Genomic DNA, 20642 nt, shown 5'->3' on the forward strand with positions numbered 1-20642 from the left:
TCCGGAGAATCGCACCCTTGCGGCCGGATTCCTCGGGCGCCCCGGCGGGCGCGCTGTTTGGGTCCTGGAGACCGGAGGGGGAAGGATAGGGCCGTGAACGATCCCGCGGACCGTACGAGGGAGGCGCCGCCGATGACGCGGTTCGGAGACGGACTGGCTCTGGGGCCCGATCTGGGCGCCGCCGCCCGTACGGCGGTCGAGAAGGCCCTGGCGCCGCTCAGCGCGCCGCCCGACCTGGTGTGCGTCTTCGTCTCCGCCGACGACCCCGGCGCCGTCGAGGAGGCGGGGCGGGCGGCGATGGCGGCCGCCGGCTCCGGCGTGGTGCTGGGATGCAGCGCCGACGGCGTGATCGGCGGCGGGCACGGCGTCGAGGAGGCCAGCGCGGTGAGCGTCTGGGCGGCGGTGCTGCCGGGCGCCCGGGTGGAGGCGTTCCGGCTGGAGACGCTCAAGGCCGAGGACCGGCTGATCGTCGTCGGCATGCCGGAGGGTCGGCCGGACGACGTGGTCGGCGTGCTGCTCGCCGACCCGTACTCGTTCCCCGTCGACGCGTTCGTGGAACGGTCGGGGGAGGCGATGCCGGGGCTGCCGCTGGTCGGCGGGATGGCCGGCAGGCCCGGCCAGGGCTCGGTCCGGCTGTTCGCGGACGGCGAGGTCTTCGAGGACGGCGCGGTCGGCGTGGTGCTGGGCGGCAACGTCGCCGCGACCACCGTGGTCAGCCAGGGCGCCCGCCCGGTCGGCCCGGACATGGTGGTGACGCGCGCCGAGGACAACGTCCTGTACGAGCTGGCCGGCACCCCCGCGCTGGAGAAGCTGGAGCACATCGTGCTCGGGCTCCCCGAGGAGGAGCAGGAGCTGGCCGGCAACGGGCTGCTGATCGGCGTCGCGATGGACGAGTACGCCGACGAGCACGAGCGCGGCGACTTCCTGGTGCGCGGGGTGGTCGACGCCGACGCCGACACCGGCGCGCTGGTGATCGGCGACGTGGTCGAGGTGGGCCGCACGGTCCGCTTCCAGGTGCGCGACGCCGGGGCCGCCGAGGCGGACCTGACCGCGCTGCTGGAGCGGTTCGACCTGGCGCCGGTCGAGGGCGCGCTGCTGTTCTCGTGCAACGGGCGCGGCCGGGCGATGTTCGACGACTCCGACCATGACGCGCGGGTGCTGAACGGCGCGTTCGGCCCGGCGGGCGTCGGCGGGTTCTTCGCGGCGGGCGAGATCGGCCCGGTCGCCGGACGCAACCACGTGCACGGCTTCACCGCCTCCATCCTCGCGTTCGGCTCCGAAGAAGACACAGCAGACACAGCAGACGCAGGGGACACGGCAGACGCGGCGGGCACCAGAGACACAGGGGGCCGCGGGGAGGGCGACGAGGGCGACGCCCCGTGACCGGCGGCGCCCCGGTGCTGGCGATCGACATCGGCGGCACCAAGCTGGCCGCGGGCGCCGTCCGCCCGGACGGGGAGATCGTCGCGTACGACCGCGCCCCGACCCCCGCGGGCGACGACCCCGAGACCCTCTGGAACGCCCTCGAAGCGCTCCTGGACGGCATCCCGGCCGAGGGGATCGCCGGGGTGGGCGTCGGCTGCGGCGGCCCGATGACCTGGCCCGCCGCCGAGGTCTCGCCCATCAACATCCCGTCCTGGCGCGGCTTCCCGCTCCGCGAACGGCTCAGGGAGCGGTATCCGGGGCTGCCCGTGCGCGTCCACAACGACGCCGTCTGCGTGGCCGTCGGGGAGCACTGGCAGGGCGCCGCCCGAGGGTGCGGCAACGTGCTCGGCATGGTCGTGTCGACCGGCGTCGGCGGCGGGCTCGTCCTCGGCGGCCGGCTGATCGACGGCGCCAGCGGCAACGCCGGCCACATCGGCCATGTCGTCGTCGATCCGGAGGGGCCGCCGTGCGGCTGCGGCGGCCGCGGCTGCCTGGAGGCGATCGCCCGCGGCCCCGGGCTCGCGGCCTGGGCGCGCGACCAGGGCTGGCGGCGGGACCAGGACGACCCCACGGGCGCCGACCTCGCCGCGGACGCGCGGCGGGGGCACCCGGTCGCGGCCGCCGCGATGCGCCGTGCCGGCCGCGCCCTCGGCATCGCGATCGCGTCCGCGACGCACCTGTGCGACCTGGAGGTCGTCGCGATCGGCGGCGGCGTGTCGCAGGCGGGCCCGCTGCTGTTCGACCCCCTGGAGGAGGCGCTGCGGGCGCACGCGCGGATGGACTTCGCGCGGCGCGTCCGGGTCGTCCCCGCGGCGCTCGGCCAGACCGCCGGCCTCGTCGGCGCCGCCGCCCTGATCTTCGAAGGCGGGTCCTACTGGAACCCGTGAAAAGATCGGGGGTATGGCCAGCGTCAACGCCGACGACATCCGGGCCGCCCGCGAACTGTTGCGCGAGGTGGCCGTCCCGACACCGCTGATGCACTCCCGCGTGCTGTCGGAGGCCATCGGCGGCCCGGTGTACCTCAAGTGCGAGAACCTCCAGCGCACCGGCTCGTTCAAGATCCGCGGCGCGTACGTGCGGATCGCCCGGCTCAGCGACGCCGAGCGCGCCCGCGGCGTCGTCGCGGCCAGCGCGGGCAACCACGCGCAGGGGGTGGCGCTGGCGGCGTCCATGCTCGGCTGCAAGGCCACCGTCTTCATGCCGCAGGGCGCGCCGCTGCCCAAGGTCGCGGCGACCCGCGCGTACGGCGCCGAGGTCGTGTTCCCCGGCCCGAACGTCGACGACTGCCTCGTCGCGGCGCAGGAGTACGCCGACAAGGAGGGCGCGGTCCTGATCCACCCGTTCGACCATCCGGACGTGGTGGCCGGGCAGGGCACGATCGGGCTGGAGATCCTGGAGGACCTGCCGGACGTCCGCACGGTCGTCGGCGCGGTCGGCGGCGGCGGGCTGATGTCCGGGGTGGCCGCCGCGCTCAAGGACGAGAACGCCGACATCAAAGTGGTCGGCGCGCAGGCCAAGAAGGCGGCGGCGTTCCCGCCGTCGCTGGCCGCCGGCCGCCCGGTACGGGTGGACGTGCAGCCGACGATGGCCGACGGGATCTCCGTGGGCCGCCCCGGCGACCTCACCTACGACCTGGTCACCCGGCTCCTGGACGCGGTCGTGACCGTCACCGAGGAGTCGATCTCGCAGGCGCTGCTGCTGCTCCTCGAACGCGGCAAGCAGGTCGTCGAGCCGGCCGGCGCGGCGGGGGTGGCGGCGCTGCTGGAGCACTCGTACGCGGTCCGCACGCCGGTCGTGGCGGTCCTGTCGGGCGGCAACATCGATCCCGTGCTGCTCGCCAAGGTCCTCCGGCACGGCCTCGCCGGCGCCGGCCGCTACCTGGTGGTCCGGTGCCGGCTCAACGACCGTCCCGGCGCGCTGGTCACGCTGCTCAGCGAGCTGGCCGGGCTGGGCGTGAACGTCCTGGACGTGATGCACGAGCGGGTCGCCGCCCGCCTGCACGTCGAGGAGGCCGAGGTGCTGATGCACCTGGAGACGCGAGGGGCCGAGCACAGCGAGGAAGTGCTCGGCCGCCTGCGCGAGAAGGGCTACACGATCACGCTGAGCTGAGCGCTCACAGCGACGGCTTGCCCGAGGTGTAGACCCACTTCTGGAAGAGGCCGTCCAGCTGCTCGCCGGAGATCTTCTCCGCGAAGCGGATGAAGTCCCGGGTCGAGACGTTGCCGTCGCGGTTGGCGGTCGGCCACGCCTTGATCAGCTTGGCGAAGTCCTTCTCGCCGATCTCCTTGCGGAGGACGTGCAGCGTCATCGCGCCGCGGTCGTACACGGTGCCGTGGAAGATGTTGTCCCGGCCCGGGTCGGCGGTCTTCGGCTTCCACAGGGCGGCGTCGGCCGGGGTCGCGTAGACCTCGTCGAAGCTCTCCTGCACGGACTTGCCGTCCTGCTTCTCGGCCAGCATCCACTCGGAGTACGTGGCGAAGCCCTCGTTCAGCCAGATGTCGGCCCAGCGCTCCGGCGTCACGCTGTCGCCGTACCACTGGTGCGCCAGCTCGTGCGCGATCAGGCCGGGGCTGGGGATCGAGCCCGGCCGGTGCGCGAGGTCGTACATCGGGCGGCCCTGGGTCTCCAGCGCGTACCCGACGCCGGCCTTGGCGACGATGCCGCCGGTGGAGCCGAACGGGTAGCGGCCGAAGTTCCCCTGGAGGAACGCCTGGATGTCCTCGGTCTGCTGATGGAAGCTCCGCGCGTTCTCGGCGGAGATGTTGAGGCCCTGGTCGGTCGCCGTGATGTTCGGGACGCCGTCCTTCGTCTTCCCGCTGATCACGTCGTACTTCCCGATGGCGAGCATGCTCAGCTCGCTGGCCATCGGCTGCTTCATCCGCCAGTGCGAGACCGTCCAGCCGCCCCGCGTGGCCTTGCCGGCGAAGTCGCCGTTCGCGAGGGTGGTGAGGTTCTCCGGCGCCGTGAGCGTGATGGTGTACGTGGCCTTGTCGGTCGGGTGGTCGTTCACCGGGTAGACGGTGGCCGCGCCGAACGGCTGGTTGAGCATGACCGCGCCGTCGGCGGTCGGGATCCAGCCGGACGTGCCCAGCGCCGGGTCGTTGATCGTCTGCGGGACGCCGGAGTAGGCGACCGTGACGGTGAACCGGCCGTCCTTGCGCAGGCCCTTGGGCGGGGTGATCTCCAGCTCCTGGGCGCCGGTCCGCTTGTAGGCGGCCTTGGCGCCGTTCACCCGCAGCGCCGAGATCTTCAGCGGGCCCAGGAAGTCCAGGTTGAACCGCGACAGGTTCTGCGTCGCGCGGGCCTTGATGCTGGTCACGGCCTGGATGCCCTTGGTGGCCGGGTCGTACTTCAGCCCGATGTCGTAGTGCGCGACGTCGTACCCGCCGTTGCCCATGTCGGGGAAGTACGGGTCACCCGCGCCGGGGGCGCCGGGGGTGAAGCGGGTGGCGGCCGCCCCCGCGGGCAGCGCCGAAACCAGGAGACCCGCGGTGGCGGTCAGCGCCACGGCGGCCATAGCCGGATAAGTTCTGCTCATCGACCTCGTCCTTGGGGTGACATAACATTCGCCCCAAAATTTCAGTCGCCATGCCGCGTTTTCAAGCGCGATTCGGTTGCGATTCCGCCAGTGCCGTGGCCGGTCAAGGCCGGGTCAGGGCGGGTCAGGACCGATTCTGGGCCGGCGCCGGCGCCTTCTTCGGGCGGCTCGGCTTCCCGGACGTGAAGAGCCACTCCTTGAACATCGGGCGCAGCTTCCGCCCCGACACCCGCTCGGAGTGCCTGATGAACTCCTCGGTCGTGCCGTGGCCGTGCGCGTTCTCGGTCGCCCAGGTCTTCAGGATCCGGAAGAACGCGGCGTCCCCCACGGCGGTGCGAAGCGCGTGCAGCGTCATCGCGCCGCGCGTGTAAATGGCGAAGTAGTCGAACAGCCCCTTGCGGCCGGGCGCGCCCGTACGCCGCTTCCAGAGCGGGGAACCCGCCGGCTGCTTGTACGCCTTCTCGAACATCTGCTTGGCCGTCGCGCCGCGGTGCTGCTCTGTGTAGAGCCATTCCGCGTACGTCGCGAAGCCCTCGTTCAGCCAGATGTCCTTCCAGTGCTTGAGCGCGACGCTGTCGCCGAACCACTGGTGCGCCAGCTCGTGGACGAGCAGCGCCGTGTCCGCCTGGCCCGCGTACACCGGCCGGGTCTGCGTCTCCAGCGCGTACCCGACCTTCACGTTGTCGACGACGCCGCCGGTGGAGTCGAACGGGTACGGCCCGAACGTCCGGGCGCCCCAGTCGGTGACCGTGCCGGTCCGCTTCTGCAGCCAGGACCGGTTCTGCTTGAGGGAGGAGTCCACCGCGGTGATCGTGCGGATGCCCTTCGGGGACGCGCCGTCCATCACGCGGAACTTCCCGATCGCCACCATCGCCAGGTAGCTCGCCATGGGGTGCCGCGACCGCCACCGGTACGTGCGGGTGGCGCCGCGGTCGGCCGGGCGCAGCTCCCCGGTCGGCTCGCCGTTCGCGACCACGGTGAGGTTCTTGGGCACGGTGATCGTGTACGCGTGCGTGGCCTTGTCGCTGGGGTGGTCGTTCACCGGGAACCAGGTGGCCGTGCCCTGCGGCTGGGACAGCGTGACCGCGCCGTCGGGGGTGCGGATCCAGCCGGTCTTGCCGAGGTCGGCGTTCCGGTCGTTGGCCGGCGACCCGTCGTAGGCGACGGACACGGTGAACCGGGTGCCGCTCGGCAGCCCGGCGGCCGGGGTGATGATCAGCTCCTGGCCGCTGCGCCGCCACGACGACTCGACCCCGTTCACGACGACCTTCCGCACCCGGTTGCCGACGAAGTCGAGGTCGAACCGGGAGAGGTTCTGCGTCGCGGTCGCGTTGATGCGGGTGGTGCCCGAGATCCTGCGGCCGCGCGGCTCGTACGCCAGCTTCACGTCGTAGTGCGTGACGTCGTAGCCGCCGTTGCCGGCCTGGGGGAAGTACGGGTCGCCCGCGCCCGCCGCGCCGGGCGCGAACCCGCCTGCGGGCACGGTCCTGCCGCCGGGCGGCGGCCACGGGGAGCCGTCGGCGGGCAGGGCGGCGGCGGTCACGGCTGCCGCGGCCAGCGCCGCGGCAGGGATCAGGTAAGGCCGGTTCACCCGGCACACCCTGGAGGGTCCCCGGCCGCGCGCCGCGGCGACCGGCCGGGGCTTTGCCGAACCCTGGCCGATCCTTCACCTACATCCGGGGACGGCCCCGCTCGTACAGCCACGACTTGAAGAAGTCGTCGAGCTGCTGCCCCGACACCCGCTCGGACGTGTCGATGAACTGCTGCGTCGTCGCGCTGCCGTGCCGGTGCTCGCGCGCCCACGTCTTGAGGATCTCGAAGAACTTCGCGTCGCCGACCTTGGTGCGCAGCGCGTGCAGCGTCATCGCGCCCCGGTCGTACACGGTGCGGCCGAACATGTTGGCCCGCCCCGGGTTGCCCGGCGGGACGTCCCACAGCTCGCGGCTGCCGTCGCGGTACGCCTCGTCGAACTGGTCCTTGACGGTCTGCCGGCCGGACTTCTCGTTCCAGATCCACTCGGAGTAGGTGGCGAAGCCCTCGTTCAGCCAGATGTCCTGCCAGCGGGTCACCCCGACGCTGTCGCCGAACCACTGGTGCGCCAGCTCGTGCGCCACGATCGACTCGTCGGCGCCGAACGCCCCGTACACCGGGCGGGTCTGGGTCTCCAGCGCGAAGTTGACCGCGGCGTTGTCGACGGTCCCGCCGGTGGAGCCGAACGGGTACGGCCCGAACAGCCCCGCGAAATGGTCGGTGATCTCGGAGTTCTTGGCGTGGAACGCGTCCAGCGCCAGCCCGCCGACCGTCGGGTCCACGGCGGTGATGTTGGTGATGCCGCCGGGCGTCTTGCCGGTCTTGACCTGGAACCGGCCGACCGACACGGACGCCAGGTAGGTCGACATCGGCTCCTTGACCTTCCAGGTGGAGGTCGTGCGGGCCGCCTTCCGCCCGTGCGCGGCGGGCACGATGGCGGGGCCGGTCGGGTCGGCGTCGGGGGCCGTGGTCGGCGGTACGCCGCCGTCGGGCGGGACGGTGCCGCCGGAGCCGCCGCCCGTCCCCGGGACCGGGCCGTCCGGCTCGCCGTTCGCGATCGCGGTCAGGCCCTGCGGGACGGTGATCTGGAAGTCGAAGGTGGCCTTGTCGCTCGGGTGGTCGTTGCTGGGGAACCACGTGTGCGCGCCGCTGGGCTGGCACGCCACGAACACGCCGTCGGGCGTGCGGATCCAGCCGTACCGGCCGAGGACCGGGTCCTGGACGGGCTGCGGCGTGCCCGCGTACCGCACCGCCACCGTGAACTCGGCGCCCTTGGCCAGCGGCTTCGCCGGGTTGACGACGAGCTCGTCGTCCTCGCGGCGGTGCTGCGCCTTCCGGCCGTCCACCGTGACGTCGGCGACCTCCAGCCCGGTCAGGTCCAGGTTGAAGCCCGCCAGCTTCTCGGTCGCCTTCGCGGTGATCGTGGCGGTGCCGTCCAGCTCGCGGCCGCCGCCGGGGGTGATGGCCAGCTTCAGCGAGTAGTGCCGGACGTCGTAGCCGCCGTTGCCGTTGCCCGGCACGTACGGGTCGCCCAGGCTCGCCTTCCCTGGAGGGCCGCCCTGGGACGGGGGCTCCTCGGACGGGCCGGCGTCGCCCGGCAGGGTGATCTGGCAGGCCGTCAGCGAGCCCGCGACGGCGAGGGCGGACAGCCCGGCGACGCCGCGGCGGGCGAGGCTCGGGCCGCCGCGGCGGGGAGCGCTGGGGAGACTGGGCGTACTTCCGGCCGTATGCACGCGCCCAGCCTGCCCGGCGGCGGGCAGGCTGGGCAACTCGGATGTACCGGTACCGGGGCGCGGTCAGAGGTTGCCGCGGCGCTCCTGCTCGCGCTCGATCGCCTCGAACAGCGCCTTGAAGTTGCCCTTGCCGAAGCCCAGCGAGCCGTGCCGCTCGATCAGCTCGAAGAACACCGTCGGCCGGTCCTGGACGGGCTTGGTGAAGATCTGCAGCAGGTAGCCGTCCTCGTCGCGGTCCACCAGGATCCGGCGCTTCTGCAGCTCCTCGACCGGGACGCGCACCTCGCCGATCCGCTCGCGCAGCTCGGCGTCCTCGTAGTACGAGTCCGGCGTCTCGAGGAACTCCACGCCGGCGGCGCGCATCCGGTCGACCGACGCGAGGATGTCGTTGGTGGCGAGCGCGATGTGCTGAACGCCCGGACCGCCGTAGAACTCCAGGTACTCGTCGATCTGCGACTTCTTGCGGCTCTCGGCGGGCTCGTTCAGCGGGAACTTGATCTTGCGGGTTCCGTCGGCGACGACCTTGGACATCAGCGCCGAGTACTCGGTGGCGATGTCGTCGCCGATGAACTCGGCCATGTCGGTGAAGCCCATGACCCGGTGGTAGAAGCCGGCCCACTCGTCCATCCGCTCGACGTTCCCGACGCAGTGGTCGATCGCCTGGAAGTACCGCTTCTCCGGCGGCTCCACGATCGGGCCGGCCGCCACGTACCCGGGCAGGTACGGGCCGGCGTAGTTGGAGCGGTCGACGAAGGTGTGCCGGGTCTCGCCGTACGTGGCGATGGAGGCGACGACGACCTTGCCGTGGTCGTCCTCCAGGACCTTCGGCTCGGCGACGCCGGTGGCGCCCCTGGCCAGCGCCAGCCGGTACGCGGCCTCGGCGTCGGGGACCTCGATGGCCAGGTCGACGACCCCGTCCCCGTGCTCGGCGACGTGCCGCCCGAGATCGGTGCCCGCCCGTACCGGGCCGCGGAACACGAACCGCGCCCCGCCCGACTCCAGGACGTGCGCGGCCTCGTCCGGGCTGCCGTTCTCGGGCCCGCGGTAGGCCACCCGCCGCATCCCGAACGCGGTGGAGTAGTAGTGCGCCGCCTGCTTGGCGTTGCCGACGGCGAAGACGACGGCGTCCATGCCCTTGACCGGGAATTCATCCATGCACTTAATCTCTGAAATCCGCGACAAGGTGCGCAAGAGTCGTTCAGATCGCTGGACAATCTGTACAGTCATCGGCGGGAAGCAACGGTCGTCCTGTACAGGATGCCCACGGAAGGGGACGGGCGATGATCGACGAGCTGGACGGGCGGGTGATCGCGCTGTTCGCCGCCGAGCCCCGGATCGGCGTGCTGGAGGCGTCCCGCCGGCTCGGCGTCGCCCGCGGCACCGTGCAGGCGCGGCTGGACCGGCTGGTCCGGCAGGGCGTCGTCCGCGGCTTCGGGCCGGAGATCGACCCGGCGGCGCTCGGCTACGGCGTCACCGCGTTCGTGACCCTCCAGATCAGGCAGCCCGGCGGCCACGACCCGGTGGCCGAACGGCTGGCCGCGGTCCCCGAGGTGATCGAGGCGCATACCATCACCGGCGCCGGCGACATGCTGCTGCGCGTGGTGGCGCGCAGCAACCAGGACCTCCAGCGGGTCATCGACATGATCGTCGACGTCCGCGGGGTGGAAAGGGCGTCCTCGGTGCTCTCCCTGGCCACCCAGATCCCCCAGCGCACCCTCCCCCTGGTGGCCGCGGCCGCCCGCGCCGATAAAAAAGTGTGACCACCCCAGCCGTCTGCCGAGGTGGTCACCAATCCCAAGCGCTGCGATCGCGTGCGAAGCCAGATTCGAGCGCAAGCGAGAATCTGATCGCGCAGCGAGCCGTCAAGGCGAGACGGAGCGATGCAGCGATCGCCGCGAAGCCCGCCGAAGGAAGGCGTTCAACGCCTGACGCCAAGGGCTACGCAGACCCATAGGGCGTGGCGTCGAGGATTTCGACGGTCATGCTGCGGCCGTTCGGCAGGGAGTAGGTGGCCTTGTCGCCGACCTTCTTGCCGTTGATCGCCGCGCCGAGCGGGGAGTTGGGGGAGTAGACGTCGATCGGGGCGCCGCTCTCCTCGCGCGAGGCGAGCAGGAACGTCACCTCCTCGTCGTCGCCCTCGAACGAGACCGTGACGGTCATGCCCGGGCCGACGACCCCCTCGGTGCGCGGGGCCTCACCGACGCGCGCGTTCTCCAGGATGCCCTGCAGCTGGAGGATGCGTCCCTCGATCTTGCCCTGCTCCTCCTTGGCCGCGTGGTAGCCGCCGTTCTCGCGCAGGTCGCCCTCCTCCCGCGCCGCCTCGATCTTCTGAGCGATCTCGATGCGGCCCGGGCCCGACAGATGGTCCAGCTCAGCCTTGAGCCGGTCGTACGCCTCCTGGGTGAGCCAGGTGACGTTGTCAGCGCGGGTCTCGGTCACGGGTACTCCTCATCCACATGTTGCGATCTCGCAGGTCCCGGCGGGACGTGCGACACATCGACATGAAGCGCGGCCTGGTGAAACCTCTAGCCTATCCGGTGTGTGCGGGTAAAGGTTCCCTGAACGCGGCGCACGCAACCCGCCAAAAGCGGTCCGGCTTTCACCTGCCGATTCACACCTTGCGGCAGTCCTTCACGCGGGCTCCGGTGGCCCGCCGAGTCGTCTGGAGGGTGTCGGTGCGGGAGAGGTTCTCGGTCCCGGCCGGAACGGTCACCGTGGACGTGGCGACGATCGCGAAATCGGTGTCGAAGGCGTCCACCGTGCAGCGGACCACATCGGCCTCGGCCTTGGCGACCGCGTACCGGACCTGCACCGTCGAGTCGTCCACCACCTTGTAGGTGATCGTCTGGGCGGCGATGCCCGGGGTGTTGTTGGCATGGCCCATGATGATCGCCCAGCCGCCCGCCGCGACCGCCACCAGCAGCCCGATCAGGATGTAGCCCAGCTTCCCGGCCCTGCGCGCAGGCGCGCCGTCCCCGGAGCCGCCGTCGCCGCCGTTCTCCGCGCCACCGCCGGCGCCGCCGCCGGACACGTTCCGGGGCCAGTCGGCCTGCGCTGCCGTACCTGGTGTGACGCTCGTGGACATGGCGGGAATCTCCGTGCGGGACGCGGACGTTGTCAGGGACAATTCTCTTCCGTCGGGAGGCGTGCTCCGCACCGGGGTCCCCCCTACACGGTACGTACTGGTTGCTGAGAGGGAGTTCCCCAGGTGTCCGAGCCCACCGATCACCCCAGCCCGCTGCGCCTGATGGCCGTGCACGCCCACCCGGACGACGAGTCGAGCAAGGGCGCCGCCACGATGGCGCGCTACGTGTCCGAGGGCGTCGAGGTCCTCGTGGTCACCTGCACCGGCGGCGAGCGCGGCGACATCCTCAACCCCGCGATGGACCGCCCGGAGGTCAAGGCCGACATCGGCAAGGTCCGCGAGGCCGAGATGGCCCGGGCCCGCGAGATCCTGGGCGTCGAGCAGCGCTGGCTGGGCTTCGTCGACTCCGGCTTCCCCGAGGGCGACCCGCTCCCGCCGCTTCCGGAGGGCTGCTTCGCGCTCCAGCCGCTGGAGGTCGCGTCCGAGCCGCTCGTCCGCGCCGTCCGCGAGTTCCGCCCGCACGTGATGCTGACCTACGACGAGAAGGGCGGCTACCCGCACCCCGACCACGTCAAGACCCACGAGGTCTCGGTGGAGGCGTTCGAGGCGGCCGGCGACCCGGACCGCTACCCGGGCACCGGCGAGCCCTGGCAGCCGCTGAAGCTCTACTACCACATGACCTTCAACAAGGACCGCATCCTGGCCCTGCACACGGCCATGGAGCGGATCGGCGCCGAGTCCCCGTACAAGGACTGGATCAAGCGGTTCGACGACGAGGGCGGGGCGCCGCAGCCGTGGGCGGTCACCACCCGCGTGCCGTGCGGCGAGCACTTCGAGACCCGCGACCGGGCGCTGCTGGCGCACGCCACCCAGATCGACCCCAACGGGTTCTGGTTCGTGTGCCCGCTGGACGTGCAGCGCGAGGCATGGCCGACCGAGGACTACCATTTGGCCAGGTCCCTGGTCGACACGGAACTGCCGGAGGACGACCTGTTCGCCGGAGTCCGGGAGAAGGTGTGTTCGTAGTGCTCGCCCTCGATATTCCGCTGAACGACGACACGGTCACCCCGGGCTTCCTGGGCTTCGGGGTCTTCATCGCGCTGGCCGTCGCCACCTACTTCCTCATCCGCTCGATGAACAAGCAGATGAGGAAGATCCAGGCGCCGCGCGAGGCCGACATCAAGCAGGAGGCCTGGGAGCGGGAGCAGGCCGAGAAGGCGGGGAAGGTCGGCGGCGGCGAGAAGGCCGAGGCCAAGGCCAAGGCCGCGCCCGCGGACCCGAAGGACGGCTGACCGTCACGCCTTGCGGTGGTCCCAGCTGACGATCCGGTCGGGCTCCATCACGATGATGACCCGCTTGGCCAGCGAGCGCTCCAGCCCGTCCCTGAAGGCGGGGTCGAGGGGCGCGTCCGGCTCGGGCGCCGGCAGCCCGGCCAGGCGGGCCCCGACCACCGCGCCGACCTTGAGGCGCACCTCGGGGTCGTCGACGATGCGGCCCTTGCCGTAGAGGGAGACGCCGCGCAGCTCGCTGTATTCCGTACCGTCCTCGACCAGGCACGTCATCGTGGGATCGCGGCGCAGGTTCACGACCTTCTGGGACGTCCGGTACGTGGAGAACGCGATCTTCCCGTCCAGCAGCGCGTAGAACATCGTGACCAGATGCGGCGCCCCGTCCTTGCCGAGGGTGGCGACCTGGACCTTGGAGGAGTCCGCGAGATAGGCGGCGACCTCCGCGTCCGTCATCCTGATCTGCTCACGCCTGCTGCCTGCCACGGGGCCTCCTCGGGGGCGGTACGCCGAACGCCGCCAGCATAATCAGGCGCTTATTCCGGCTTTCACCGGCACCATGGTGGGATGTCGGTCCGCGATCTGCTCGTCCTCGGCTCGTCGAGCGCCGTCCCCACCAAGACCCGCAACCACAACGGCTACCTGCTCCGCTGGGACGGCCTCGGCCTGCTGTTCGACCCGGGCGAGGGCACCCAGCGGCAGATGACGTTCGCCGGCGTGACCGCCACCGACGTCCACTGGCTGTGCGTCACCCACTTCCACGGCGACCACTGCCTCGGCGTCCCCGGCATGGTGCAGCGGATCGCCCGCGACGGTGTCGAGCACGAGGTCACGGCGGTCTTCCCCGCGTCCGGCACCGAGTACTGGCGGCGGCTGCGGCACGCGACCGCGTTCCACGACACCGACGTGATCACCGAGCGGCCGGTGTCCGGCGCGGCGATGCGGGTGGACGGCGGGACCGCGCCGTTCACCCTGACCGCCCGCCGGCTCGCCCACCCCGTCGAGGCGTACGGCTACCGGCTGGAGGAGCCCGACGGCGTCACGATGGTCCCCGCCGAGCTGGCCGCCCGCGGGATCCGCGGCCCGCTCGTCCGCAGGCTCCAGGAGGACGGCGAGGTCACCGCGCCGGACGGGCGGACGGTCACGCTGGACGAGTGCAGCGTCCGGCGGCCCGGCCAGAAGGTCGCGTTCGTGATGGACACCGGCGTGTGCGACGCCGCGTACGAGCTGGCCCGGGACGCCGACATGCTGATCATCGAGTCCACCTACCTGGACGAGGACGCCGGCCTGGCGCACGACCGCGGGCACCTCACGGCCGGGGAGGCGGGCCGGATCGCGGCGGCCGCCGGCGTGCGGCTGCTCGTCCTCACCCACTTCTCCGAGCGGTACCGGCCCGAGGACGAGCCCGCCTTCCGCAAGCAGGCGGCGGTCCCGTTCGACGGCGAGATCGTCCTCGCCCGCGACCTCGACCGGATCCGGCTGCCCCGCCGCCGCGCGGTATAGCCGCCGCGCCGCGGGCAGGACAGGGGCATGGCTGAGGAAGTCGATGTCGTCGTCATCGGGCTGGGCCCGGGAGGAGAGGACGCCGCGGGGCGCCTCGCCGAGGCCGGGCTGGAGGTGGCGGCCGTGGAGGCCCGGCTGGTCGGCGGCGAGTGCCCGTACTACGCGTGCGTCCCGACCAAGATGATGCTGCGCGCCGCGGACCTGCTGGCCGAGGGCCGCCGCATCCCGGGGATGGCCGGGGACTCCACCGTCCGTCCCGACTGGTCGCCGGTGGCCGCCCGGATCCGGGACGAGGCCACCGACGACTGGAACGACAAGACCGCCGCCGACCGGCTCACCGGCAAGGGCGTCACCCTGGTCCGCGGCCGGGGCCGCCTGACCGGCCCCCGCGAGGTCACCGCCGGCGACCGCACGTTCCGGGCCCGCCGCGGCATCCTGATCAACATCGGCACCGAGCCGTCCGAACCGCCGATCGACGGCCTGGCCGGGACCCCGTACTGGACGAACCGCGAGGCCGTCCGCGCCGAGCGCGCGCCCGCGTCCCTGCTCGTCCTCGGCGGCGGCGTGGTCGGCGTCGAGATGGCGCAGGCGTTCGCCCGCTTCGGCAGCGAGGTCACGATCGTCGAGATGGCCGGCCGCCTCCTCGCGCCCGAGGAGCCCGAGTCGTCCGAGCTGATCGCCAAGGTCCTCCGGAACGAGGGCGTCACCGTACGGACCGGCGCGCAGGCGACGCGCGTCCGCCACGCGGACGGCACGTTCACCCTGGAGCTCGACGGCGGCGAGGAAATGACCGCCGAGCGGCTCCTGGTCGCCACCGGCCGCCACAGCGACCTCGCGGCCCTCGGCATCGGCGCCGCCGGCCTCGACGAGAGCGCCAGGACGATTCCTGTGGACGGCACCATGCGCGCCGCCGACGGGATATGGGCGATCGGCGACGTGACCGGCAAGGGCCAGTTCACGCACATGTCGATGTACCAGAGCGCGATCGCCGTCCGCGACATCCTCGGCGAGCAGGGCTCCCCGGCCGCCTACCGCGCCGTCCCGCGGGTCACGTTCACCGACCCGGAGATCGGCGCCGTGGGCCTCACCGAGGCCCAGGCCCGCGACCAGAACCTCCCGGTCCGCACGGGCTTCGCCCCCATCGAGGAGTCGGCCCGCGGCTGGATCCACAAGGCCGGCAACGAGGGCTTCATCAAGCTCGTCGAACACGCGGACCAGGGCGTCCTCGTGGGCGCCACCGCCGCCGGCCCGTACGGCGGCGAGATCCTCGGCGCCCTGGCGGTGGCCGTCCACGCCGAGGTCCCCACCGCCGTCCTCCGCGACATGATCTACGCCTACCCCACCTTCCACCGCACGATAGAAACCGCCGTCTCCGCCCTCCGGGAGTGACGCCCGGCCCCGCCGGGGATCGTGTCTTGAAGCCATCAAGGCGCATCAAGGGGCATCTTGAGCACCGGCAGATAGGAGTCGTCCCCCCGCCTCCGCGTGCCCTTGCCGACCGGGAACACCAGCACGGTCGTGAGAACGAGCGCGACGAGAGATCTTCTCTGGGCGAGGTCGTAGCCGCCGGCGTCCGGCTCAAGCGACCAGCGCCGCTGCCGGGCTTCAACGCCGTCCGTCAGCGCCTCCTGCCGAGTGCGCCACGCGCGCCGCTCGGTGCCGAGTCCATCGATCAGTCCTTCCAGGGCGGCCGCGTTGCGAAAGAAGAAGTCGTCGCCCACCTCACCGCCGTGCCATCTCGCTTCCAGGGTCTCCCTTCTCGCCATGAGGGCGTCGAGTTCCGCCTGGCGTTCCCACACGCACGGCTCCGGCCGCGAGCGTCGCCGGTCCCCGTCGAGTGCGAGCGTGGCCAGGACGAGCGCGCCGATCCTCTGGTCCATCCACTCACCGCTCACGGCCGTTCCACCGCATCCTCCGTCGCTCTTGGGACGGCAGGCGTATCGGTAGGCCGACAAGCCCTGCTTGGTCGCGCAGCCCGCCATGACGCCGTTGCAGACGCGGCCTTCGTGCTCCCTTCCGCACCGCAGGAACCCGGACAGCAGGTACTTGCGAGGGGTGGGGCGAGGGTTTCTGGACCTGCCGCCAGGGAGCCGGTCGCGAGGAGCGTGGCGCGAACGTACGGCCTCCCATTCGGCCACCGTGATGATGGGCTCCCACCGGCCGAAGACCATGGAGCCGTCCGGGGCCGTGACGATCTCACCGCCCAGGATGCGAAGGCCCGCGAGGCGCGGGCTGGAGATGATCTGCTTCACGGTCTGGGTACGCCAGGGCCCGCCGCCGGCCGTGGGCAGGCCCGAGCGTTGGAAGAGCGCCGTGATCGCTCCCCAGGACCGCCCTTCGGCGCAGGCCGCGACCGCCGCCCGGATGACGGCGGCCTCGCCGGGGACGACCTCGATCTCGCCGGGCCTGCCGGGAGCGGGCCGGTAGCCGAAGGTGCGACCGCCTGTGTGGGGCGCGCCCCGTATCGCCTGCGCCGCGTGCCAACGCCGGGTCCGGTCCCGCCGCCTGCGGTTCTCTCCCATCGTGATCGTGGTGTTATGCCAGCCGGCCTCCTCGGCCGCGTCGTCGTAGAGGTCGTACGCGCCGCGTTCGTCGGCGAAGAGCCGGCCGGGGCGCGCCCGGAAGGCGGTGAGGAACCGCTGCCACTGGGCCGGGGTCTTGTAGATCCGGTCATCGTCCGCTGTGACGACTCCGTCGACCGGCCGGCCGGCGGAGGTACGCCCACGATGAAGATCGGCGAGCAGCGCCTCGAATCCCGGGCGATGCTCGTCGCGGCTCGCCGGCCTGTCGTTGTCGGTGTACCGGGCCGCCACCGCCCCGCCCAGTCCGCGGGCGATCGCGTCGCAGATCGCATGCTGGGCGTCGACGCCCATGACTCCGGCGGGGGTCCCGCGCTTACCGGTCAGGTCGCTGATCCGTGCGTACGCGAGCAGTGAGAGAGGGGAGGACGGAGTGCCTGATGAGGGATCTGGCGGCCGACTCAGGTCTGTGTGGTTCATGACTCTCCAGATGGGGGGAGGGACACCGGTGAGATTACTTTGAGTGTCCGACAGAATTCGGAGAGTCGCTCCGCTCGAACCGCTGTGGAGGCATCTCGCCCGATCCGGGCCTGGCGGCATGTGAGAGGGTGAGAGTGTGAATCGCTTGGCGGAATCCACATCGCCATACCTCCTTCAGCACTCCACCAATCCGGTCGACTGGTGGCCATGGGGAGAGGAGGCGATGGCGGAGGCAAGGCGGCGGGACGTGCCCATACTGCTCTCAGTTGGGTACGCATCCTGCCACTGGTAGCTCCGCTGACCCCACTGGTGCCATGTCATGGCGCATGAGTCGTTTGAGGACGAGGCGACGGCGCGGTTGATGAACGAGTTGTTCGTCAACATCAAGGTCGACCGGGAGGAGCGGCCCGACGTCGACGCCGTCTATATGGAGGCCACGCAGGCGATGACGGGGCAGGGCGGCTGGCCCATGACGGTGCTGATGACGCCGGACGGGCATCCGTTCTACTGCGGGACGTACTTTCCCCGGACGCAGTTCCAGGCGCTCTTGCAGGCCGTCCACAAGGCGTGGAACGAGCAGCGGAACGATGTGGTCGAGCAGGGCCAGCAGGTCGTCAAGGCGCTCTCGTCGCGCGGGCCGCTCGCGGGGGGCGGGGCCGAGCCGCCCGGGACGGAGAAGCTGGACGGGGCCGTGCGGGTGCTCGCGCGGTCGTACGACGCGGCGCGCGGCGGGTTCGGGGGTGCGCCCAAGTTCCCGCCGTCGATGGCGCTGGAGTTCCTGCTGCGGCACCACGCGCGCACGCAGGACGCGGAGTCGCTCGCCATGGCGGGGCACACGCTGGAGGCGATGGCGCGCGGCGGGATGTACGACCAGCTCGGCGGCGGGTTCGCGCGCTACTCGGTGGACGACGCGTGGGTCGTCCCGCACTTCGAGAAGATGCTGTACGACAACGCGCTGCTGGCGCGGGTGTACGCGCACTGGTGGCGGCTGACGGGGAACCCGTTCGCGCGGCGGATCGCGCTGGAGACGTGCGACTGGATGCTGCGCGACCTGCGCACGGAGGAGGGCGGGCTCGCGTCCGCGCTCGACGCCGACAGCGAGGGTGTGGAGGGCAAGTACTACGTCTGGACGCCCGGTCAGCTGACCGAGGTGCTCGGCGAGGCGGACGGCGCGTACGCGGCGGAGCTGTTCGGCGTGACGCCGGGCGGGACGTTCGAGCACGGCACGTCGGTGCTGCGGCTGCCGAACGATCCGGAGGACCTGGAGCGGTACGACCGGGTGCGGTCGGCGCTGCTGGAGGCGCGCGGGCGGCGGGTGCCGCCGGCGCGCGACGACAAGGTGGTGGCCGCATGGAACGGGCTGGCCGTCGCGGCGCTGGCCGAGTGCGGGGCGCTGCTGGAGCGGCCGGATCTGGTCACGGCGGCGGCGGAGGTGGCCGCTCTGATCACCCGGCTGCACGTGCGGGACGGGCGGCTCGTGCGGACGTCGCGGGACGGCGCGGCGGGGGCCAACGCGGGCGTCCTGGAGGACTACGCGGACGTCGCGGAGGGCCTCATCGCCCTGCACGGCGTGACGGGGGAGCCGGAGCACGTGCGGCTGGCGGGCGTGCTGCTGGACGCCGTGCTCGACCGGTTCGCGGACGGCGCCGGGGGCTTCTACGACACCGCGGACGACGCCGAGGAGCTGTTCCGGCGGCCGCAGGATCCGACGGACAACGCGACCCCGTCGGGGCAGTTCGCGGCGGCGGGCGCGCTGCTGTCGTACGCGGCGCTGACCGGCGGTGAAAGGCACCGGGAGGCGGCCGCGGCGGCGCTGGCGCCGGCGGGGCTGCTGGCGGCCGAGCACGCGCGGTTCGCGGGCTGGGGGCTGGCGGTGGCGGAGGCGTTCGCGGCCGGGCCGCTGGAGGTCGCGGTGGTGGGCCCGCGCGGTGACGAGTTGACGCGGGCGCTGCATCGGACGGCGCTGATGGCGGTGGCGCCGGGGGCGGTGGTGAGCCTGGGCGAGCCGGGGAGCGATGGGGTGCCGCTGCTGGAGGGGCGGGGGCTGGTGGACGGTTCTCCGGCGGCGTACGTGTGCCGGGGCTTCACGTGCAGGCTGCCCGTGACGACGACTCGTGATCTCGCGCGTGAGCTGCGGGATTGACAGGTTCGGTTGGTCAGTAGGTCCGTTTTGTGGCACTGTGACCTTGCTCTCGTTCCGGCTTGGTGTTACCAATGAGTAGCCAACGCGGGGCTGACGGAGCGCGGCCATTCTCCCGGGGTGGCCGGCGGCGCGCCGGGGTATCTGGACGGAGACCGTGTCCGGGCCCCAGAGTTGGCTAGGGCAGGATCGTGGGCCGCGAGGCCGTGCAGTGAGGGAGTGTTGCCGTGCGCAAGCCGGACCGCCGGGTTCTACCGACGATCATCGGCGTTTCGGTGATGACCACGCTGGCCGCCAATGGAGCGGTCCTGGTCGCGCACGGGCAGGGCGGGCCCGACCCCCGCACCAACGCCGAGCACCAGAAGTTCGTGGCCGCCTCGGGCAGCTCGAAGATCTCGCCGGCGGCGGTCGCGCCGCTCGGCAAGCGGCTCGAACCGCACATCCTGATCGCGGCGCCGTCCACGCTGCCCGCCGAGACGGTGTCCCGGGTGCGCGGCACCAAGGGCGTGGCGGGCACCGAGATCGTCGACGCCGTGCAGGCCGTGGTCGCGGGCAAGCGGGTGGGCGTGCTGGGCGTCGAGCCGTCCACGTTCCGCAACTTCACCCCCAAGCCGACCGCGCAGTCCGACGCGCTGTGGCGCAACGTCGCCGGCGGCGACGTCGCGATCTCGTTCACCATGGGCAGCGACGGCGGCGTGCAGCTCGGCAGCCAGATCCCGGTGGGCGGCAAGCAGAAGCAGGCCCAGGTGCGGGTGGGCGCGTACGCCACGATGGGCATCGGCGACGTGGACGCGGTGATCTCCCGCGCCACCGCCCGCACCCTGGGCGTGCCGACCGGGAACGCGATGCTGGTCAGCGTCCCGGAGAAGAAGGTCGACCGCTACGTCAAGCACATCCGCAAGATGCTGCCCAAGGGCGCCAAGGCGGTCGAGGTCAACCCGGAGATCGACTACCCGGAGCCCGGCAGGGTGCCGACCGCGCGCGGCAAGGTGATGACCGCGCAGCAGGTGCAGACGGTGATCAAGGCCGCGTACACCCGGCTCGGCTGGCCGTACGTGTGGGGCGGCGAGTCCGAGGCCGAGGGCGGCTACGACTGCTCCGGGCTGATGCAGTTCGCGTTCGCCAAGGCCGGGATCCGGCTGCCCCGGGTGGCCGCCGACCAGGCGCGGGCCGGCTGGGTGATCCCGTACAGCAAGGCCGAGCCGGGCGACATGCTCATCTGGGCGAACGACCCGACCGCGCCGGGCTACATCTCGCACATCGCGCTCTACATCGGCAACGGCAAGATGATCGCCGCGCCGCGCCGGGGCACGGTCGTGCAGGTCCAGAACGTCTACACGCGCAACATGAAGGGCGCCGTCCGGGTCAATCCGGGGCACGCCGGCCGGATCGCCGGCTGACGG

At 72.1% G+C, this 20642-nt stretch carries 17 protein-coding genes and 1 pseudogene; 10 read left to right on the forward strand and 8 right to left on the reverse strand.

Features of this window, described 5'->3' with window-relative positions; all coding sequences use genetic code 11:
- Positions 1-132: 132 nt before the first annotated feature.
- Genes AB0881_RS26385 through ilvA form a run of 3 tightly spaced genes read left to right on the forward strand, consistent with a single transcriptional unit; the run spans position 133 to position 3534 of the window.
- On the forward strand, positions 133-1383 hold the full coding sequence (locus AB0881_RS26385) for an FIST N-terminal domain-containing protein (protein WP_366620952.1): 1251 nt from the start codon (positions 133-135) through the stop codon (positions 1381-1383).
- Positions 1380-2312: an ROK family protein gene (locus AB0881_RS26390; protein ID WP_366620921.1), complete on the forward strand. Its 933-nt coding sequence runs from the start codon at positions 1380-1382 to the stop codon at positions 2310-2312. The genes AB0881_RS26385 and AB0881_RS26390 overlap by 4 nt, the downstream gene beginning before the upstream one ends.
- A 13-nt stretch (positions 2313-2325) precedes the next feature.
- A complete protein-coding gene (gene ilvA, locus AB0881_RS26395; protein WP_366620923.1) occupies positions 2326-3534 on the forward strand; it encodes a threonine ammonia-lyase in 1209 nt (402 codons plus the stop codon).
- Positions 3535-3538: 4 nt separating this feature from the next.
- Here ilvA and AB0881_RS26400 read toward each other — a convergent pair whose 3' ends face one another.
- From AB0881_RS26400 to hppD, 4 genes are all read right to left on the reverse strand, one after another.
- On the reverse strand, positions 3539-4963 hold the full coding sequence (locus AB0881_RS26400) for a M1 family metallopeptidase (RefSeq protein ID WP_366620925.1): 1425 nt from the start codon (positions 4961-4963) through the stop codon (positions 3539-3541).
- 124 nt (positions 4964-5087) lie between these two features.
- The gene (locus AB0881_RS26405) at positions 5088-6554 is read right to left on the reverse strand and encodes a M1 family metallopeptidase (protein WP_366620926.1); all 1467 of its coding nucleotides are present in this window, start codon (positions 6552-6554) and stop codon (positions 5088-5090) included.
- A 79-nt stretch (positions 6555-6633) separates the two neighbouring features.
- On the reverse strand, positions 6634-8226 hold the full coding sequence (locus AB0881_RS26410) for a M1 family metallopeptidase (protein ID WP_366620928.1): 1593 nt from the start codon (positions 8224-8226) through the stop codon (positions 6634-6636).
- A gap of 63 nt (positions 8227-8289) precedes the next feature.
- Complete coding sequence (hppD, locus tag AB0881_RS26415; RefSeq protein WP_366620930.1) at positions 8290-9381, reverse strand: 4-hydroxyphenylpyruvate dioxygenase; 1092 nt, start codon at positions 9379-9381, stop codon at positions 8290-8292.
- A gap of 125 nt (positions 9382-9506) precedes the next feature.
- Here hppD and AB0881_RS26420 point away from each other — a divergent pair, with 125 nt between their 5' ends.
- Positions 9507-9986 (forward strand): Lrp/AsnC family transcriptional regulator, encoded by a 480-nt coding sequence (locus AB0881_RS26420; protein WP_366620931.1) that lies wholly within the window; start codon positions 9507-9509, stop codon positions 9984-9986.
- 178 nt (positions 9987-10164) lie between these two features.
- On the opposite strand, the gene greA is transcribed toward AB0881_RS26420, so the two are convergent.
- Together greA and AB0881_RS26430 are read right to left on the reverse strand one after the other, a co-directional pair.
- Positions 10165-10665: a transcription elongation factor GreA gene (gene greA, locus AB0881_RS26425; protein ID WP_366620933.1), complete on the reverse strand. Its 501-nt coding sequence runs from the start codon at positions 10663-10665 to the stop codon at positions 10165-10167.
- Positions 10666-10837: 172 nt separating this feature from the next.
- Complete coding sequence (locus AB0881_RS26430; protein WP_366620935.1) at positions 10838-11311, reverse strand: DUF4307 domain-containing protein; 474 nt, start codon at positions 11309-11311, stop codon at positions 10838-10840.
- Positions 11312-11473: 162 nt separating this feature from the next.
- Between AB0881_RS26430 and mca the strand changes: the two genes are divergently transcribed.
- Both mca and AB0881_RS26440 read left to right on the forward strand, forming a co-directional pair.
- Entirely contained in the window at positions 11474-12337 is an 864-nt protein-coding gene (gene mca / locus AB0881_RS26435) for a mycothiol conjugate amidase Mca (protein WP_366620954.1), read from the forward strand.
- Complete coding sequence (locus tag AB0881_RS26440; RefSeq protein ID WP_366620937.1) at positions 12328-12603, forward strand: hypothetical protein; 276 nt, start codon at positions 12328-12330, stop codon at positions 12601-12603. Before mca ends, AB0881_RS26440 begins: the two co-directional genes overlap by 10 nt.
- Before the next feature lie 3 nt (positions 12604-12606).
- Here the strand turns inward: AB0881_RS26440 and AB0881_RS26445 are convergent, their stop codons facing one another.
- A complete protein-coding gene (locus AB0881_RS26445; RefSeq protein ID WP_366620938.1) occupies positions 12607-13083 on the reverse strand; it encodes a pyridoxamine 5'-phosphate oxidase family protein in 477 nt (158 codons plus the stop codon).
- Between the two features lie 81 nt (positions 13084-13164).
- On the opposite strand from AB0881_RS26445, the gene AB0881_RS26450 reads away from it, so the two are divergent.
- On the forward strand, positions 13165-14100 hold the full coding sequence (locus AB0881_RS26450) for a ribonuclease Z (RefSeq protein WP_366620940.1): 936 nt from the start codon (positions 13165-13167) through the stop codon (positions 14098-14100).
- 27 nt (positions 14101-14127) lie between these two features.
- Positions 14128-15489, forward strand: a complete 1362-nt coding sequence (locus AB0881_RS26455; RefSeq protein ID WP_366620941.1) for an NAD(P)/FAD-dependent oxidoreductase — start codon at positions 14128-14130, stop codon at positions 15487-15489.
- Between the two features lie 35 nt (positions 15490-15524).
- On the opposite strand, the gene AB0881_RS26460 is transcribed toward AB0881_RS26455, so the two are convergent.
- Positions 15525-17219: a recombinase family protein gene (locus AB0881_RS26460; RefSeq protein ID WP_366620956.1), complete on the reverse strand. Its 1695-nt coding sequence runs from the start codon at positions 17217-17219 to the stop codon at positions 15525-15527.
- A gap of 16 nt (positions 17220-17235) precedes the next feature.
- On the opposite strand from AB0881_RS26460, the pseudogene AB0881_RS26465 reads away from it, so the two are divergent.
- Positions 17236-19242: pseudogene (locus AB0881_RS26465) on the forward strand (thioredoxin domain-containing protein).
- A gap of 224 nt (positions 19243-19466) precedes the next feature.
- The gene (locus tag AB0881_RS26470; RefSeq protein WP_366620943.1) at positions 19467-20639 is read left to right on the forward strand and encodes a C40 family peptidase; all 1173 of its coding nucleotides are present in this window, start codon (positions 19467-19469) and stop codon (positions 20637-20639) included.
- Positions 20640-20642 lie beyond the last annotated feature (3 nt).

The organism is Spirillospora sp. NPDC029432, from assembly GCF_040703975.1.
In the GTDB taxonomy this organism is placed as follows: Bacteria; Actinomycetota; Actinomycetes; order Streptosporangiales; family Streptosporangiaceae; genus Spirillospora.

Coding starts and splice junctions, on each gene's coding strand:
- AB0881_RS26385 (WP_366620952.1), top strand. CDS start 133: ATGACGCGGTTCGGAGACGGACTGGCTCTGGGGCCCGATCTGGGCGCC.
- ilvA (WP_366620923.1), top strand. CDS start 2,326: ATGGCCAGCGTCAACGCCGACGACATCCGGGCCGCCCGCGAACTGTTG.
- AB0881_RS26400 (WP_366620925.1), bottom strand. CDS start 4,963: ATGAGCAGAACTTATCCGGCTATGGCCGCCGTGGCGCTGACCGCCACC.
- hppD (WP_366620930.1), bottom strand. CDS start 9,381: ATGGATGAATTCCCGGTCAAGGGCATGGACGCCGTCGTCTTCGCCGTC.
- AB0881_RS26420 (WP_366620931.1), top strand. CDS start 9,507: ATGATCGACGAGCTGGACGGGCGGGTGATCGCGCTGTTCGCCGCCGAG.
- AB0881_RS26430 (WP_366620935.1), bottom strand. CDS start 11,311: ATGTCCACGAGCGTCACACCAGGTACGGCAGCGCAGGCCGACTGGCCC.
- mca (WP_366620954.1), top strand. CDS start 11,474: ATGGCCGTGCACGCCCACCCGGACGACGAGTCGAGCAAGGGCGCCGCC.
- AB0881_RS26450 (WP_366620940.1), top strand. CDS start 13,165: ATGTCGGTCCGCGATCTGCTCGTCCTCGGCTCGTCGAGCGCCGTCCCC.
- AB0881_RS26455 (WP_366620941.1), top strand. CDS start 14,128: ATGGCTGAGGAAGTCGATGTCGTCGTCATCGGGCTGGGCCCGGGAGGA.
- AB0881_RS26460 (WP_366620956.1), bottom strand. CDS start 17,219: ATGCCGCCAGGCCCGGATCGGGCGAGATGCCTCCACAGCGGTTCGAGC.